The 16,882-nt window shown below is 38.4% G+C and carries 16 protein-coding genes; 7 read left to right on the top strand and 9 right to left on the bottom strand.

All coding sequences use genetic code 11. The features are described 5' to 3' along the window. Positions 1 to 26: 26 nt before the first annotated feature. The 5 genes from L6W14_RS14695 to L6W14_RS14675 all read right to left on the bottom strand — a co-directional run bounded on the left by L6W14_RS14695 (position 27) and on the right by L6W14_RS14675 (position 3,520). Complete coding sequence (locus L6W14_RS14695; RefSeq protein WP_009370152.1) at positions 27 to 476, bottom strand: helix-turn-helix transcriptional regulator; 450 nt, start codon at positions 474 to 476, stop codon at positions 27 to 29. Positions 477 to 614: 138 nt separating this feature from the next. Continuing rightward, the gene (locus tag L6W14_RS14690) at positions 615 to 1,019 is read right to left on the bottom strand and encodes a hypothetical protein (RefSeq protein WP_131520587.1); all 405 of its coding nucleotides are present in this window, start codon (positions 1,017 to 1,019) and stop codon (positions 615 to 617) included. Positions 1,020 to 1,109: 90 nt separating this feature from the next. Further along, positions 1,110 to 2,444, bottom strand: a complete 1,335-nt coding sequence (locus L6W14_RS14685; protein WP_237898264.1) for a hemolysin family protein — start codon at positions 2,442 to 2,444, stop codon at positions 1,110 to 1,112. A 32-nt stretch (positions 2,445 to 2,476) separates the two neighbouring features. Further along, the gene (locus L6W14_RS14680; RefSeq protein ID WP_237900989.1) at positions 2,477 to 2,818 is read right to left on the bottom strand and encodes a MerR family transcriptional regulator; all 342 of its coding nucleotides are present in this window, start codon (positions 2,816 to 2,818) and stop codon (positions 2,477 to 2,479) included. 216 nt (positions 2,819 to 3,034) lie between these two features. Continuing rightward, the gene (locus L6W14_RS14675) at positions 3,035 to 3,520 is read right to left on the bottom strand and encodes a hypothetical protein (protein ID WP_227744916.1); all 486 of its coding nucleotides are present in this window, start codon (positions 3,518 to 3,520) and stop codon (positions 3,035 to 3,037) included. A 198-nt stretch (positions 3,521 to 3,718) separates the two neighbouring features. Here L6W14_RS14675 and L6W14_RS23075 point away from each other — a divergent pair, with 198 nt between their 5' ends. From L6W14_RS23075 to L6W14_RS14665, 3 genes are all read left to right on the top strand, one after another. Then, entirely contained in the window at positions 3,719 to 3,847 is a 129-nt protein-coding gene (locus tag L6W14_RS23075) for a hypothetical protein (RefSeq protein ID WP_004227289.1), read from the top strand. A gap of 155 nt (positions 3,848 to 4,002) precedes the next feature. After that, positions 4,003 to 6,090, top strand: coding sequence for a methyl-accepting chemotaxis protein (locus tag L6W14_RS14670; RefSeq protein WP_237898263.1), 2,088 nt, complete (start codon positions 4,003 to 4,005; stop codon positions 6,088 to 6,090). 159 nt (positions 6,091 to 6,249) lie between these two features. Further along, positions 6,250 to 8,337 carry a methyl-accepting chemotaxis protein gene (locus L6W14_RS14665; protein WP_237898262.1) on the top strand — a complete coding sequence of 696 codons (2,088 nt, stop codon included), beginning with the start codon at positions 6,250 to 6,252 and terminating at the stop codon, positions 8,335 to 8,337. Between the two features lie 59 nt (positions 8,338 to 8,396). Here the strand turns inward: L6W14_RS14665 and L6W14_RS14660 are convergent, their stop codons facing one another. The 4 genes from L6W14_RS14660 to L6W14_RS14645 form a co-directional block, all read right to left on the bottom strand. Continuing rightward, a complete protein-coding gene (locus L6W14_RS14660) occupies positions 8,397 to 8,969 on the bottom strand; it encodes a 5' nucleotidase, NT5C type (protein ID WP_131520593.1) in 573 nt (190 codons plus the stop codon). Positions 8,970 to 8,981: 12 nt separating this feature from the next. Further along, a complete protein-coding gene (ispG, locus tag L6W14_RS14655; RefSeq protein WP_004230987.1) occupies positions 8,982 to 10,097 on the bottom strand; it encodes a flavodoxin-dependent (E)-4-hydroxy-3-methylbut-2-enyl-diphosphate synthase in 1,116 nt (371 codons plus the stop codon). 96 nt (positions 10,098 to 10,193) lie between these two features. Beyond that, positions 10,194 to 10,538 (bottom strand): hypothetical protein, encoded by a 345-nt coding sequence (locus L6W14_RS14650; protein ID WP_131520594.1) that lies wholly within the window; start codon positions 10,536 to 10,538, stop codon positions 10,194 to 10,196. A gap of 52 nt (positions 10,539 to 10,590) precedes the next feature. Then, a complete protein-coding gene (locus tag L6W14_RS14645; RefSeq protein WP_066036426.1) occupies positions 10,591 to 11,109 on the bottom strand; it encodes a DUF1189 family protein in 519 nt (172 codons plus the stop codon). Between the two features lie 194 nt (positions 11,110 to 11,303). Here L6W14_RS14645 and L6W14_RS14640 point away from each other — a divergent pair, with 194 nt between their 5' ends. The 4 genes from L6W14_RS14640 (at position 11,304) to L6W14_RS14625 (ending at position 16,742) form a co-directional block, all read left to right on the top strand. After that, complete coding sequence (locus L6W14_RS14640) at positions 11,304 to 12,935, top strand: Na/Pi cotransporter family protein (RefSeq protein ID WP_131520595.1); 1,632 nt, start codon at positions 11,304 to 11,306, stop codon at positions 12,933 to 12,935. Between the two features lie 62 nt (positions 12,936 to 12,997). Then, on the top strand, positions 12,998 to 13,477 hold the full coding sequence (locus L6W14_RS14635) for a DUF456 domain-containing protein (RefSeq protein WP_004230999.1): 480 nt from the start codon (positions 12,998 to 13,000) through the stop codon (positions 13,475 to 13,477). A 175-nt stretch (positions 13,478 to 13,652) separates the two neighbouring features. After that, positions 13,653 to 14,258, top strand: coding sequence for a superoxide dismutase (locus L6W14_RS14630; protein ID WP_016995356.1), 606 nt, complete (start codon positions 13,653 to 13,655; stop codon positions 14,256 to 14,258). A 279-nt stretch (positions 14,259 to 14,537) separates the two neighbouring features. Next, positions 14,538 to 16,742, top strand: coding sequence for a peptidoglycan D,D-transpeptidase FtsI family protein (locus L6W14_RS14625; protein WP_131520596.1), 2,205 nt, complete (start codon positions 14,538 to 14,540; stop codon positions 16,740 to 16,742). Positions 16,743 to 16,882: the final 140 nt, after the last annotated feature.

Here is a 16,882-nt window from a genome sequence, read left to right as displayed (position 1 = left end):
AATGCTCCTACTGTTTGACTTAAAAATTATATCTGTAGTTTTTCCCATGCTTGCTTAGCTATTTGTTCATCAAATGTTGAAATGAGGCGAAAATTATTGCTGTCTAAAATGCGATAATGCTGACTGATGACGTTTTGCTGTAGTCGAAAACCACCATACTCCTGAATGTTTTTCCACCATATGTATCCACCCATTGTTTTCTCCTTTGGCTGCAATGTTCCATTATTTGCGATTAAATCTACAACCTCTAATGGATCACCACCAAGCTCATGCTGTAAAATCGTACTGTCTCTACACAATGTGCAAACTGTAACAGTGGTTGTCCAGCCAGCTAGTATACGGCCCTTTTCAATTTGGACAAGTGTTTTTTTTGATAATCCTAGTAAATCACTCATTTGATCCTGTGTGAAAGCTTTTTCTGTACGGATTAATTTCAGTTTTTCTGAAACGAGTGTGATTAATTGTTCACGATTCATCCTAACACCCCTTATTTTCAGATTGTTAAGTTCCATTATACATGAAAGTAAAGAAGCGTGTTTTTCTTTCACCTTGGGAAGTGGCAGAGGTCGCGTAAAATTAAAACAGACTGCCCCTAATGGACAGTCTGTTGGATGCTAGATTTCATATTTTTTCGTATCCGAGATCACCCTGAAGTGGATGCCTTTAATCTGAGCGCTGACCTTATGGCGGAGTGTATCAATATCCACAAGCTCCTCTTTATTTTTGACACACACAGCAATCTCTTGTAATAGCTTTGTAAAAGATTCTTTAAATAGTGCGCGCATATTATCGAAATCTAAACTACGAAAACTCCCATCAATATCGAAAGCCTCCACTGAATTTAATTGTTTGGAAGCTCCTGCAAACCGATCATCGTAGACTGTGTAATTTTCATCTGTTACCACGATAATAAATAGAACTTCTCCTGTGATTGTTTTTAACTCAATATTTGTTTTGTGTTTTTTTACATCAGTAATAATGTGAATACCATCTGAATGATATAGCTTAAATAATGTCATGTGTATGGCCCCCTGCAACTAAAATCATTTTCTCTATTCATTATATAGTGAAATGGCTAATAATGGAATAAGGAATACTGTTTCCTACTGTTACGATTGAACCTCTGTTTTAAGAGGTAGACTTTTTCGAAGAGGACGAACCTCTATATAATGAATTTGATGACCTTGTTGCTCATAGATGCTAAAAATATAGGAGCCTAGCTCAATATTTTTTGATGCTTTAATGCCGTTATTCACAGTTAAGAACCAACCACCTAATGTTTCCACTTCTTCAGCATCCAGGGTAATGTTTAATAGATTTTCTACATCTTCCACAAGCATTTTTGCATTTAATAAATAGTGATGATCTGTAATTTTTCGAATATCCGCAATTTCATCATCATCAAACTCATCTCGAATTTCACCAACAATTTCTTCTAAAATATCTTCAACCGTTACAAGGCCAGATGTACCACCATACTCATCCATTAGGATAGCCATATGGATTCGTTCCTTTTGCATACGTACAAGTAATTCTTGAATGGGCATTGTTTCAATTACGCGAATGACAGGATTTATGAAATCTTCTAGAACTAAGGAGTCGTCTGTAAGTTGTTCAAGTAGACCCTGCGTTAATAGTTCTTTCGCATTGATGAAACCTAATATATTATCTCGGTCCCCATCATAGATCGGGTAACGCGTATATTTTTCAGCAGCGATGTAATGAATAATGTTTGTAAAAGATTCATTTTGTTCAATTCCAATAATTTCTGTTCGGGGAACCATGATTTCACGAGCAATACGTTCATCAAATTCAAAGACGTTATTGACATATTTGAGCTCAGATTTATTGATTTCACCACTTTTAAAGCTTTCAGACAGTAATAATCGCAATTCTTCCTCTGTATGAGATAGCTCATGTTCGCTAGCAGGTTTCATTCCGAATAAGCCAACTAACACGCGTGCAGAACCGTTCAAGAACCAAATAAATGGATACATGATCTTATAGAAAAACATAATGGGTTTTGCAAAAAGAAGTGTAATGGATTCAGCTTTTTGAATGGCAGCTGTTTTTGGGGCTAATTCGCCGACCACTACATGTAAAAATGTAGCAATGGCAAAGGCTGTTCCAATTGTAAAGATCGTCATATATTTATCAGAAATGCCGATTATTTCGAATAGCGGGTGAAGCATAAATTCAAAAGTTTTTTCACCAACCATCCCGATACCAAGAGCGGTTACAGTAATCCCTAATTGACACGCTGATAAGTATTCATCTAAGTGTTGAACAACATGTCTAGCAGCAACTGCTTTTTTATTGCCTTCTGCAACCAGCTGATCGAGTCTTGAGGAACGTACTTTTACAATGGCAAATTCTGTTGCCACGAAAAAGCCTGTTAAAGCTAATAAAATGGTAAAAATCGATAGGTTTATTATGGTCTCCAAATAGTCGTTCTGTAAAAACAGAACGTCACCTCCTAATTATGAATGAGTAATAATAAAGATTGCATTAATGCAATACTTTCGGGTGAAACATTTTTCTTAATCGTTTCAATTTTTTTATCATCTTGCCTGTTCATTTGTGCGAGCAGAGATGTAACATCATGCTCTAAATCTTGCATTTTTAAACGAAGCATCTGTACATCGATTTCTTCATAGGGTGTGATGTTTAACTCATGTTGGATTTGTACAAGTGAAAGCCCCTGTTGTTTGCGCTGTTCAATCAATTGAAGCCGTTTAATCATGGCTTGGTCATAGTAGCGATAATTTGCTGCAGATCGTTCTGCATCTAGCAAACCAATATTTGTATAGTAATCAATTGTTCGTTTAGTAATGCCTGTTTTTTCTGCAAGCTCGCCAATCTTTAATTTTTCTGTCCCAATGCAAACACCTCCAAACCATCACGTGATACTTTGATTATAACGTGATGGTTTTAGTTTATTCAAATGATAGCCTTTGATATTTCGAAATTATAAGATTTTTTTCAAAAAAAGAACGTTTCTACCATGATTAAATGGTAGAGACGTTCCTAGGTTTTACGGAAGTAAATAAGTATCGTATAGGTGATGGAGTGCTTCCTCACCATTTTTTTGTAAGAGAATTTCATCATTATATGTAAGTGTTATGCTCGTTTGTTGGCTATCAATTTTGTCGTCAATTATTTGACAGGTAACAGTCACAAAGCCTGATTCAGTAAGCTTTTCTTTCATATCGTCACTCCACGCCTGATCAGAAAATAGTGGTGGCTGCCAAGTACCTCTCACATGCAGCTCACTTTTTTCAAGGTCATAATCCCAGCGTATGTCACGTAAAATAGTTTTAAATAGGTCATTAACGGTAAACGATGTATCTTTATAGTTAATGTCTAGAGCACGTATTGCATGGACATCTCGGCTAACTGCACTAGCTGCGGAATTAGCAGCTGAATTGATGCCTGAAGCAGCATCTTTAATTTCTGAAAATCGACCACCACAGCCAGAAAGTAGTACGCAGATGCATGTGATATAAGCAACTTTTGTCATCCATTTCACAAGTAGTCCCTCCAGTCTAGTAAGTTGTTATAACTATCTTAACGAAAAGAAAAATATGAAGAAAGGGCATGAAGGCGGTAGTTTGTGACGGTTTTGCAACGATGCGACCTCCACTTGATTGTTCGGCATTTGAGAATTATATAAGTCTGAATATTTAGTAAAAAAACAAAAGAATGGGAGCGGTTTGTGATGAAAATTAATGATGAAATGCTTGATCGATTAGGAACATATTTTGTTTATCATGCTGTTTATGATAATTATGGAATTACGTTTGAAAACTTTGTGGAGCGTTGGCTACGAGGCATACTTGACATATAGCGAGCTATACGTTAAAACTCCTGGAAACAGGAGTTTTTATCTATAAAAAATACATATTTCCTCCTGATTTAGATACTTTACTCATGGTGATTGATGCTATAATTAGCTTAATTGGTTACTTATCTATTACTTTCTATCTAAAGGAGATGATGCATATGAATTTATTGGGGAAAATTCTCGCAACTGTCATTGGAACAGTATTTGTCGTATTTGCAGTACTGACCGTTGTGAATATTTATCAAACAAAAAATTTAACAATAGAAACAGCTCAAAAAATGGCACAGGCAGAAACTTCTGATCACGCCTACCAGATTCAACTTCAGCTTGATTATGCTATGGATACAGCACGTACGCTTGCAGCTAATTTAACGACAATGGTGGAAGAACAAAAGGCTGATCGTGCTTTAACAGATGCTATGTTCCAACGTATTTTGAAAAATAATGAGCAATTTATGGGTGTTTGGTCTGTATGGGAGCCTAATGCCTTCGACGGGCAAGATGAAAAATACATTAATACAGAAAGGCATGATGCATCAGGAAGCTATGTTCCATTTTGGACGCGCGATGGTGATAGTATCGTTCCTTCTCCTATTGTTGATTATGATACATCTGATTTTTATCTATTACCGAAACAAAAAGGACAGGAAATGATTTTGGAACCATTTGTTTATCCTGTCGCTGGTAAGGATGTGTTATTAACGTCTATCATTGTGCCTGTTACGATTGACAATGAATTTAAAGGTATCGTGGCCGTGGATATGAGTTTAGAAACATTCGCTCAACTAAGCCAACAAGTAAAATTATTTGATAGTGGCTATGGTTCGATTATCTCGAATAATGGCATGTTTGTGACACATCCAAACAAGGATTATGTGACAAAGCCATTTGCTGAGCAAGAACAGTATACATATAGAAACGAGATCCAAACAGCCATTCAGCAGGGCAAGGCTTCTGTTATTCAAGATTTTTCAAGCTATTTACAAGAGGATAGCTATATTGTCACTGCTCCCATTCATATTGGAAAAGCGGAAACTCCGTGGTCATTGCTTGTCACAGTACCGACTAAAGAAGTGTTAGCACAAACAACAAAACTCACATGGACGATGGTCATCATAGGCGTTGCTGGCCTGATTTATCTTTTAATCGTGCTAACATGGCTTATTCGTCGAATTGTTCGACCTATCGTAATGGCAGTGGCACAGGTGCAAGCGATAGCAGATGGAAATTTAGCAGTGGAACCATTAGCGGAGGATAGCAAGGACGAGCTTGGTCATTTAGCAAAGGCTGTCAATATCATGACAAGTAATACACGAACATTGATTCAGGAAGCAAGGCAAATTTCAAATCAGGCAAGTACCTATAGTGATCGACTCATGTCTTCCACAAATAATATGAGTGTTAGTATCGATCAAGTGCTAACGACAACAGGTGAGTTAGCGACAGGAGCAACCTTACAAGCTGAGCATGCAGCCCTAACGCTAGGTGTAACGCAAGAGGTAGAGCAGAAATTGCAAGCTATTCAAGTGGCTATCAAGGAAATGACTCATCGCTCTCAGGAGACAACGCAGGCATCCAAGCAAGGATTGGTTCATGCGGAACAATCGATTCAAGGCATGGAGGCGATGTCGGAGCAAGTCACATTAACAGCCTCTGTTGTCCAGCAGCTCAGTGACCAATCGACTGAAATTAATCGTATTTTACAAGTAATCAATGCTATTGCAGGTCAAACGGATTTACTTGCACTTAATGCTGCGATAGAGGCTGCTCGTGCAGGTGAGCATGGGAAAGGCTTCTCTGTTGTAGCAGAGGAAGTACGCAAACTTGCGGAGGAGTCCGCCAAATCGACGAATCAAATTGCAGCTATTATTGATACGGTTGTGAAGGATACTGTAAAAGCAGGGGATGCCATGCAAAATGTTGTAGCTGCTGTGCAAACCAACACACAGTATCTTGATGCCAATAAACAAGCACTTGATGCCATCTTACAGCATATCAATGATACTGTAGCGCAAATTGACGAAGTGACGACTGCCTCTCATTTAATTCAAAAGGAAACAGTAGAGGTAGTGCGGGCAGTGGAAAATATGACGGCTGTCAGCCAGCAGTCCTCAGCAGGAACAGAGGAGCTATTAGCAACGATGGAGCAGCAAAATACCGCGGTTCATGAGCTGAAAAATATGGCAGAAAGCTTATCTGGTATGACGAACTCCTTACAACAAACACTAGCAAAATTTCATTCTTAGTAGAGAACTAAGGTTGCGTGTCATCTTCTGTACAACGGGATGACATGCAGCTATATTGTGAGTTACTTTCTATAGAAAAAATTTTTCTGAATATTTTGTTATTTATTGTCGCATAAATGCTATTATTTATTTAGTTGCTATAGGCAGGAGCTGGTACATATGAAATTACTACATAAAATTTTACTGACAACGTTATCTACAATGATGTTTGTGTTCATCATTATTTTAAGTGTCAATATTGTAAAAACTAATTCATTAGCAGTGGAGGATGCACGACAGCTTGCTCAATCGAGGGCGTCCGAAAGTGCATATCAAATGCAAATGGAACTTGATTATGCGATGGATACAGCAAGGACAGTAGCCTCTAATCTCCAAACAATGGTAGCTAATCATAAGGGAGATCGTGATTTAGCAAACGAGATGCTCAAACAATTACTCGAACAAAATGACACCTTTCTAGGGGTTTGGACAATTTGGGAGCCAAATGCCTTTGATGGACAAGATGCTCATTTTGCCAATTTGAAAGGGCATGATGCATCAGGTCGTTTCCTTCCATATTGGGCACGCAGCAACAAAGGTGTGACGCTTGCTCCTCTAGAAGACTATGAAACTAGTGATTATTATGTATTACCTAAAACGTTGAAACAAGAGGTTATTTTAGAGCCGCTCACTTACCCAATTGATGGTCAAGAAGTATTAATGACGTCCACAGCTATCCCTATTCAAATAGATGGAAAAGTCGTTGGTCTTGTTGGAATTGATATAAGCTTAGAAACATTGGTTGCCATTAATAATGAAATTGTACTATATGATACAGGGTATAGTGCCATTGTGTCTCATAAGGGGTCATTTGTTTCCCATCCATCTCCTGATTATGTCAATAGACCAGTGACTGAAATGGAGAAATATAAAAGTGCGGATAAAATTTTGTCTGCTGTTGAGCAGGGCAAACCCTATCTAGTAGAGGATTATTCAACCTATTTGCAGGAAGCTTCCTTTATTGCTGTCTCACCTATCCAAATTGGTCAAACGTCGACACCGTGGGCATTGCAGGTAATTATTCCATCTGAAGAGGTAATGGCCGCCGCAAGTGAGGCAATGTGGTTATCGATACTACTAGCTATTATTGGTATTATTGTATTAGTTGGTGCCATTACTTGGATAGCTCAACGGATCGTCAAACCAGTGGTTCAGACAGTGGAACAGGTCAAAACTATTGCTGGTGGAAATTTAGCAGTGGAGCCGTTACAGGTTCGTTCGAAGGATGAAATTGGTGAGCTTGCACATGCAATGAATCATATGACAGACAATATGCGCGAGCTGTTACAAGCAGCTACACATATTTCCAATCAGGTGAATGTATACAGCGGAGAATTACGTGCTTCTACCAATGATATGAGCATCAGTATCGAACAGGTGTTAACCACAACAAGTGAGTTGGCGACAGGTGCTACTGTACAAGCCGAACAGGCATCTACCACATTAGGCGTTACACAAGAGGTTGAGCAGAAATTGCAAGCAATTCAAATGGCAATTGAAGAAATGCTTCAGGATTCTCAGCATACAACAGCGTCTTCTAAACAAGGTTTAATTCATGCAGAGCAGTCTATTCAAGGGATGGTAGTGATGTCTGAAAAAGTGTCACTGACAGCTATGGTCGTCCAACAGCTCAGTGACCAATCAACAGAAATTAATCGTATTTTACAAGTCATTAATGCTATTGCAGGTCAAACAAATTTATTAGCATTAAATGCGGCGATAGAAGCTGCTCGTGCAGGTGAGCATGGCAAGGGCTTTTCGATTGTGGCAGAGGAAGTACGAAAGCTTGCAGAGGAATCAGCCAAATCAACGAGCCAAATCGCCTCCATTATTGATATGGTTGTTAGGGAAGCAGCAAAGGCTAGTGATGCTATGCAAACTGTTGTCTTAGCTGTGGAAAACAATACGCAATATATTGATGCCAATAAGCAGGCACTTGATGCGATTTTACGCCATATTGTCGATACAGTAGCGCAAATCGATAATGTGACAGCTGCCTCCAGTGTCATTCAACGGGAGACGCAGGAGGTTGTCCGTGCAGTAGAAAATATGACGGCTGTTAGCCAGCAATCCTCAGCAGGAACAGAGGAGCTAATGGCAACGATGGAACAACAGAATTTAGCGGTTCATGACATCAATAACAAAGCCCAACAATTAACAGCTATGACGGACTCATTACAGGCAGCACTCGCTAAATTTCAATATTAAATTAAAAGAGCTGTAGGCGAGTTGAAATTTACATCCAACCTTGCCTACAGCTCTTATACTTATTTGAAAAATTGTGTAATAAATTGATTCGCTTCCTGCCAGTTATAAACCCTTACAACATTATTAGGAACAGCAAGACGATTATAAGGTGTGTCAAATAACACAACAGGTATTTTTAACTCCTCTGCCAGCATTACTGCATTATCATGCTTATCCTCAAAGAAAGCTTCTACACGATGTTTTTTTGCAGCGGCTAGTTTATCATGGCTGCCGAGAAGCTCGATATGGTCGTAAGGTATAGCTTGCGATTTAAACCAATTGACCGTGATGTCTGCTACATTTTCACCTCGAGCAGAAATATAATACAGCTCAAAATTATTTTTCCAAGCGCTTAGAATATTTTTTGCATCTTTTGCCAACTCAGAGACTTCGTACATGTAAGGTTCATTTTCCTTAAACCAAGTATTAAAGGCACTTCGGTCAATAGGGTGTGGGAAGGCAGATAAAAAATCATATTCACAAACATCATCCAGCGTAATATTTACATTGTACTGTTTATTAATATGTGGAATGAGTGTACTTGGACATGTCACAGTCCCATCAATATCAATACCAAAGCGGGGCTTTTTCATGCTAGCACCTCCTTAGGCATTCGCTTTTTGAGCTTCTTCCGCTGCACGTTTTTCTTCCATTTCTGCTGCTAATTTATCAATTTCTTTCTTCAGTTCTTCCACCATTGTTTCTTCTGGCACTTTACGGACTGTTTTCCCCTTCATGAATAACAAGCCTTCACCACGGGCACCAGCGATACCGATATCTGCCTCACGCGCTTCTCCAGGACCGTTTACTGCACAGCCTAGAACAGCTACTTTTAACGGTACATTTAATTTTGAAATATATTCTTCTACTTCATTTGCGATAGAAATTAAATCAATTTCAATACGTCCACATGTTGGGCAAGAAATCAGAGTTGCCATATTAGAAGCGAGGCCAAAGGATTTTAATAATTCTCTTGCTACTTTAACCTCTTCTACAGGGTCAGCAGAAAGGGAGATACGTAATGTGTTTCCAATCCCTTTTGATAGGATGGCTCCAAGACCTGCTGCTGATTTTACAGTACCAGCAAATAATGTCCCTGATTCTGTAATCCCTAAATGAAGCGGATAATTAAAGGCTTTAGATGCCTTTTCATAGGCTTCAATGGCAAGATTAACGTCAGATGCCTTCATTGATACGATAATATCGTGGAAGTCCAAGTCTTCCAAAATTTTAATATGATGTAGAGCAGATTCTACCATCCCATCAGCTGTAGGATAGCCGTATTTTTCTAAAATATGACGCTCTAATGAACCGGCATTTACACCAATACGAATGGGTATACCTTTTGCTTTGGCTGCATTAACAACAGCTTCCACTTTTTCTTTACGACCAATATTACCTGGATTAATACGTACTTTATCAATACCATTTTCAATGGCTTTTAATGCTAATCTATAATCAAAATGAATATCAGCTACTAATGGAATATGAATACGTTTTTTGATTTCGGCAATCGCGTCCGCTGCACGTTCATCTGGTACAGCAACACGAACAACTTGACAGCCCGCTTCCTCAAGACGAAGAATTTCTGCAACTGTTGCTTCTACATCATGTGTTTTGGTTGTACACATACTTTGAATGAATAATTCATTACTACCACCAATTGTTAAGTTACCGACACGCACAGGACGTGTATTTGAACGGTGACAAATTTCACTCATTAACTTTCTCTCCTTTTCGGGCCTCTATTTTCAGCCGTCACTGTCATTTATTTTAGCAGTGTAAGAAAATAAGGACAAGGAAGAAACGCTAACTTTTCATTTTCCGCATTTGTTTTCTAGCTCAAATGAGAGAGGAAGCTTGATATTTTCACCTGGAACTAGTGCTTGTAATTGTAAGTATGGGTTTAAGTTGTAAAAAAGTTGTAAGCGTTCTGGAAAGGTCATGGGAACTTTAGCAGGGTGTAGAGCAAATAAACTATGAATAGTATCTCCTTCAATCGTTTGTACAGTAATATAATTTGGCTCACGCTGTTGTTCACAAAGTCCGTTTTCTGAGCTCTTTGTGGATAAAGCCGCAAGTGGGATGGACCCTTCTGTTAAATCTACTTTGACGACAAAGGCAATTATAATGATGATAGTTGTTAAGATGAATGCTCGCAAAAAATCCCCTCCTTTTCTACACTATATTGAGAAGAGAGGGGATTCATGCACATTATTTTATATTTGGTTGTTTTGGATATTTTGTAAAGGCCACAATTAATAGAGAAATGGTTAAAAATAAAGATAGTACAGTGATAACAGTACTGCTAACGGGCAGATAGTCTGCTAACATCGAAAGTAATGTAGCCCAAGTGATCGCAAAGGTAGTTGTTCTCCAGATATGGCGATACTCACCTCGACGCTTCATCGCTTTCAAGATAAATAAACCTGCTAAAGCATAAAGGGCAATTTGTGCAAAAATAAGCATTGTTGTCACGACGAAAAGCATTAGGAAGGTGAATGGATATAAGAGCCATTTAATGCCCTCTATGTAATCTGTTAAACCAGTTAAACTATCCATATCGAATGTATCAACGGACATACCTGCTGCAAAACGACCTAAAGAGAATACGGACACAATGGTAATCAGTAGAAAAGTATATTGAATAACCTTTCCAATAGGTAATAAACGATAGGCTGCTAGTTTTTTAGGATGTATAAGACTATCAATAAAAAGCTGTGAGTGTTTCATGCTATATCTCCTCCAATCGATATTTTAACATGTTCAAAGAGGACAAGATATGAAAGAAGTATAAATGAGGAGGGTCTTGATGTTAAAATGTTAACATTATGTAAAGAAGTTAAAGGATTTCTTTACTTTTTGTTTGGAATCATTTAATGATTAGAACGAGGGTAGTAGAGATGTAGGAATTGGAGCGAAAACAATTGACAATAGATTGGCAAAGCATTCTCTTTCAGTTTATAGGCGGGCTAGGGGTCTTTTTATTTTCCATTAAATTCATGGGGGATGGACTTCAAAAATCAGCGGATGATCGGTTACGTGAATGGTTAAATCGCTTTACCACAAACCCTATTATGGGTGTCCTGGTAGGTATATTTGTAACGATTTGCATACAATCAAGTTCTGCCACAACAGTCATCACTGTAGGATTAGTGAGTGCTGGTTTTTTAACACTGCGTCAAGCAATCGGTGTCATTATGGGGGCAAATATTGGTACAACGATTACAGCATTTATTATTGGTATTAATATTGGACTCTATTTTTACCCTTTATTGGCAATTGGGGCTGCCTGTTTATTTTTCTTAAAGAAAGCAACGTATCAACATATTGGTCAGATTCTATTTGGCTTTGGCGGTTTATTTTTAGGGCTAGAGTTGATGAGTGCTAGTATGCAGGCGTTACACCAGCTTGCAGATTTTGCATCGTTAACGCTTCATTTAAGTAATCAACCGATATTAGGCATATTTTTAGGAACCATTTTTACCTTACTTGTGCAAAGCTCTACCGCAACGGTGGGGGTATTGCAAGGTTTATATGCAGAACAATTAATTGGTTTAAATAGTGCTTTACCGATATTGTTTGGAGAAAATATTGGCACGACCATTACAGCTGTTTTAGCTTCCCTTGGTGCTTCTATTTACGCTAAGCGTGCAGCAGCGGCTCATGTATTATTTAATGTGATTGGAACGATTATTTTCATGTTATTGTTCACACCGTTTATGCAATATGTACAGTGGATCAGTGGCGTATTTCATTTAGAGCCTCGCATGCAAATTGCCATTGCTCATGGCTCATTCAATGTCTTTAATATGATGATCCAACTACCATTTATTGCTGGACTCGCAGCCTTAGTTACAAAGCTACTGCCGGGACATGATGGCAATATCAATGTAACAACAAAGCATTTAGATCCATCATTCATTGATTCCTCTCCTGCTATTGCGCTAGGTCAAGCTAAAGAAGAGGTATTACGAATGGGTGAACATGCATTGCGTGGGTTGGAAGAAACGTTTTTATATATGAAATCTGGAGAGGCAGAGCATATTCCAACGGTGCTACAGCTAGAAGTCGGGCTTAATCATCTAGACAATGAAATTACTGATTATTTAGTAATGGTGTCTAAGCAGCCTCTTTCCCGTGCAGACTCAGTAAGACATCATACTTTATTGACAAATGTAAGGGATTTTGAACGAATTGGGGATCACTTTGAAAATATATTAGAGCTTTTACAGTACAAGGATCACCACGAGGTAAGCTTAAGTAAATCAGCGCGACAGGACTTAATAGGTATGTTTAGTTTAGCTATAGAGGCAGTGCGCAAAAGTATAGAAGCATTAGATACCGCTAGCTTAAGCTTAGCTCAAGAAGTAACAGAGCTAGAAAGCCTGATTGATGATATGGAAGATAAACTACGTCAAAAGCATATTGCCCGATTAAACACGAATGAGTGTAGTGGGGCGGCAGGAATTGTTTATATGGATATCGTGAGCAACCTAGAGCGTATAGGAGACCATGCAGTAAATATTGCAGATTCTATTTTAGGCATTCGTCATTAATGAAACTTTTCACTTTGTTATTTCGTATGAAAGGCAATGCACGTTAAAAGGAGAGAATCTTTATGGAAGTTGTTGGCTGGATCTTAGTGATTGCCTGCTTTATTATTTCATTTATTGGTTTAGTATATCCAATTATTCCCGGAGTACTGTTTTTAGTTGGTGGATTTTTGCTCTATGGCTTATTTTTCTCATTCGCAGAGCTAAGCTGGTGGTTTTGGGTCATTGAAATACTATTTGTCGTGTTGTTATTTGGGGCAGATACTGTGGCAAATGCGTTTGGTATCAAAAAGTTTGGTGGTTCCAATGCTGGCATGTGGGGGAGCACCATCGGGTTATTAATTGGACCATTTGTGATCCCTGTGGCAGGGATTTTAATTGGACCATTTTTAGGGGCTGTGATTGCGGAACTAATCGTTGAGAAACGTACATTTAGTGAGGCAGTGAAAAGTGGTGTCGGTTCTTTAATTGGCTTTTTGACATCTACTGTTGTCAAGGCTGTTATTCAAATTGTTATGATTATTGTATTTTTTATCGCTATTTAATGCCTCACATTTAAGGTTTAGTGTGTGTGAGTAAAGGGTAAGATAGTAAACATATCGGTATTTCGGTCAAAAGGCTGAAATCTTCAAATTGAAGTATTTTTCGTTGAATGGTTTGACCAATTTTGATAATCTAAGGATGTACTAATTATTTCTTATTTTAGGGAGGAACTTAACAATGGCTTACGAATTACCACAATTAACTTACGCTTATGACGCATTAGAACCACATATCGATGCAAAAACAATGGAAATTCACCATTCTAAACACCACAATACTTATGTAACAAACTTAAACGCAGCAGTAGAAGGTACTGAATTTGCTGAAAAAGACATTAACGACTTAATCGCAAACCTAGATGCTCTTCCAGCTGACAAACAAACTGCTGTACGCAACAACGGTGGCGGACATGCTAACCATACATTATTCTGGGAAGTAATCGCTCCAGGCGGTTCAAATACACCAGTTGGTGAAGTAGCAAAAGCAATCGATGCTAAATTCGGTTCTTTTGATGCTTTCAAAGAAGAATTTGCTAAAGCTGCTACAACTCGCTTTGGTTCAGGTTGGGCTTGGTTAATCGTTGATGGTGACTCAGTTGCTGTTACGTCTACTCCAAACCAAGACTCTCCAGTAATGGAAGGGAAAACGCCAGTTTTAGGCTTAGATGTATGGGAACATGCATACTACCTAAACTACCAAAACCGTCGTCCAGATTACATCGGTGCTTTCTGGAACGTAGTAAACTGGGATGTAGTAGAAGCTAAATTCCAAGCTGCAAAATAATAACGAATAATTGGCTGTGCCTAAAGTGAGCAATCACGGGGCATAGCCTTTTTTTGTTGGATAAAACTGCAAATTAAGGGTGAGAATCTGAAAATAGCAGGATAATGAAGACGAAATATAAGGAGAGCGTGAAATAGGGCAACCTTTCTCCATAAAGTACCGTCAAATAAATGATGTTTTACATAAGAAATCGAAAGTGCGTGCTTTTCTGTCATACCTTCGAATGGTATACTAGGTATCGTGTATTGAAATGATCAGAAGATGAGGAGGGGAATACATATGCGCAAAGCACCAGGAAAAAATCGCGCGGCGAGTGTTAAAGCAAAACATCATTCTAACTTAACATTTCGTATGAATATCCTTTTCTTTGCAATATTTATCGTATTTTCAATGTTAATTTTTAGACTTGGCTATATGCAAATCGTCAAAGGGGAAGATTATGTACGTGATTTAGAGCGTAAAGAAGAGGTACCTGTGAATACAAGTGTACCAAGGGGACGCATGTATGACCGTTATGGCCGTATTTTAGTGGATAATCACCCAGAAAATGCCATTACTTATACAAAAATGCAAACGACCACATCAGAGGAGATGCTTGATATCGCGAAAAAGCTGGCACAATTAATAGAACAGCCAACAAAGCGTGTCACATTGCGTGATAAACAGGATTTCTGGATATTACAAAATCACGATGCTGCCTATGAAAAAGTCACAGAGGCAGAAAAAACAAAAATTAATGCACAAGAAAATATTACAACCAGTCAAATTAATGCAGAGATTGATAAACTGGTACGGGAACGTATAACAAACGAAGAACTTTTACAATTAACAGAGGCAGATTTAGAGGTATTAGCGATTTATCGTGAGATGGTATCTGGCTATAATCTATCTCCTCAAATTATTAAAAGTGAAAATGTATCAGCTGATGAATTTGCTCGTGTATCTGAGCGTTTAACTGAACTACCAGGTGTTAATACAACAACAGACTGGAAACGTGTTAAATTATCATCTTTATCTATTCTTGGTCGTACAACGGTCCCAACAAAAGGGATACCAAAAGAGAAGCTCAATTACTATTTAGCACGTGACTACTCACGTAATGACCGTGTGGGAGAAAGTTATATTGAAGCACAGTATGAAGAATTACTACAAGGTCAAAAAACAGTCGTCAAAAATATTACCAATAAAAAAGGTCAAGTAGTCGATACAGTCACAACCTATGAAGGGGAGCCAGGTAAAGACTTAATCCTTTCATTGGATAGTGAGCTGCAGGCTGAAACGGATAAGATTGTAGAAGAAGAACTGCTTAATTTAAAGGCACTTCCAGGCTCCTATTTATTAGACCGTGCCTTCCTAATTATGATGGATCCGAATACAGGCGACATTTTATCGATGGTGGGTAAGAAAATAGAAAAGAATCCCGAGACAGGGAAAAATGAAGTCGTTGACTATGCATATGGATCGTTTACAACGGCTTATGAAGCAGGTTCATCAGTTAAAGCAGCGACAGTCCTTACTGGCTACAATCAGGACGTTATTTCGATGGGGACTTCAATGGGAGACGAGCCGATTAAATTAGCTAGCACGGATCCGAAAACGTCTATTTTTAACAGGGCTGGATATATTCCGATGAATGACTTGTTGGCATTAGAACGTTCTTCCAACTCCTATATGTTTAAAATTGCGTTGCTGCTTAATGGAACCCCTTATAGTTATGGTATGCCATTACGCTTAAAGGACGATACGTTCTCCAAAATGCGTAATAATTATGCGCAATTTGGTTTAGGTGTGAAAACAGGCATTGATTTACCAAATGAATTTAGCGGAGTGCGTGGTCCATCAGGTCCAACAATGGGTGGTAAAACACTTGACTTGGCGATTGGTCAGTATGATACGTATACACCACTTCAACTTGCACAATATATTTCAACAGTTGCCAATGGTGGCTATCGTATTCAGCCACATGTTGTGAAAGAAGTTCGTGACCCATCACAGGATGGCAAGCAATTAGGACAATTAGTAACTGAAGTAGGTCCAACTATTTTGAATCAAATTGATAATCCTAAAGAAGAGATCGACTATGTAAAGCAAGGGCTACGTCGTGTATATACTGGTTCACATGGTACAGCACGAGCACAATTTGCCGATGCTCCTTATACAGCAGCAGGGAAAACAGGGACAGCAGAGGTAGTGTATTATGGTCCGTTACGTGAGCACTACGGCACAAATACGATTAATTTAACGCATGTTGGCTTTGCCCCGTATGAAAATCCTGAAATTGCCTATGCAGTTGTGATCCCATGGGTTAATACAAACTTAGCTCCACACTACTATCAAAATAATGTCATTGCTAGACGTTCTTTAGATAAGTATTTTGAATTAAAAGCTAAATATCAAGCTGAAAAAGTAACAGATAGTAATGTGAAACAGCCAATTTTACCAGCAATTACGGAAGAAAAAATTGGAGAGAATGAGCAGGATTAAAGGGTATTGGATATACGCTAATACAAAACGGATTTGGAAAAATTATTTTCCAAATCCGTTTTATTTTTACTTTTTTAAGACTAATCACGACCGCTAATCCTAAAGTAAATAGGGCATGTATAGCTAGAGATAATAAGGCA

This window comes from Lysinibacillus sp. ACHW1.5 (genome assembly GCF_022014815.1).
In the GTDB taxonomy this organism is placed as follows: Bacteria; Bacillota; Bacilli; order Bacillales_A; family Planococcaceae; genus Lysinibacillus; species Lysinibacillus capsici.
The sequence above is the reverse complement of the archived record's forward strand: the minus strand, read 5'-3'. Positions and strand labels throughout refer to the sequence as shown.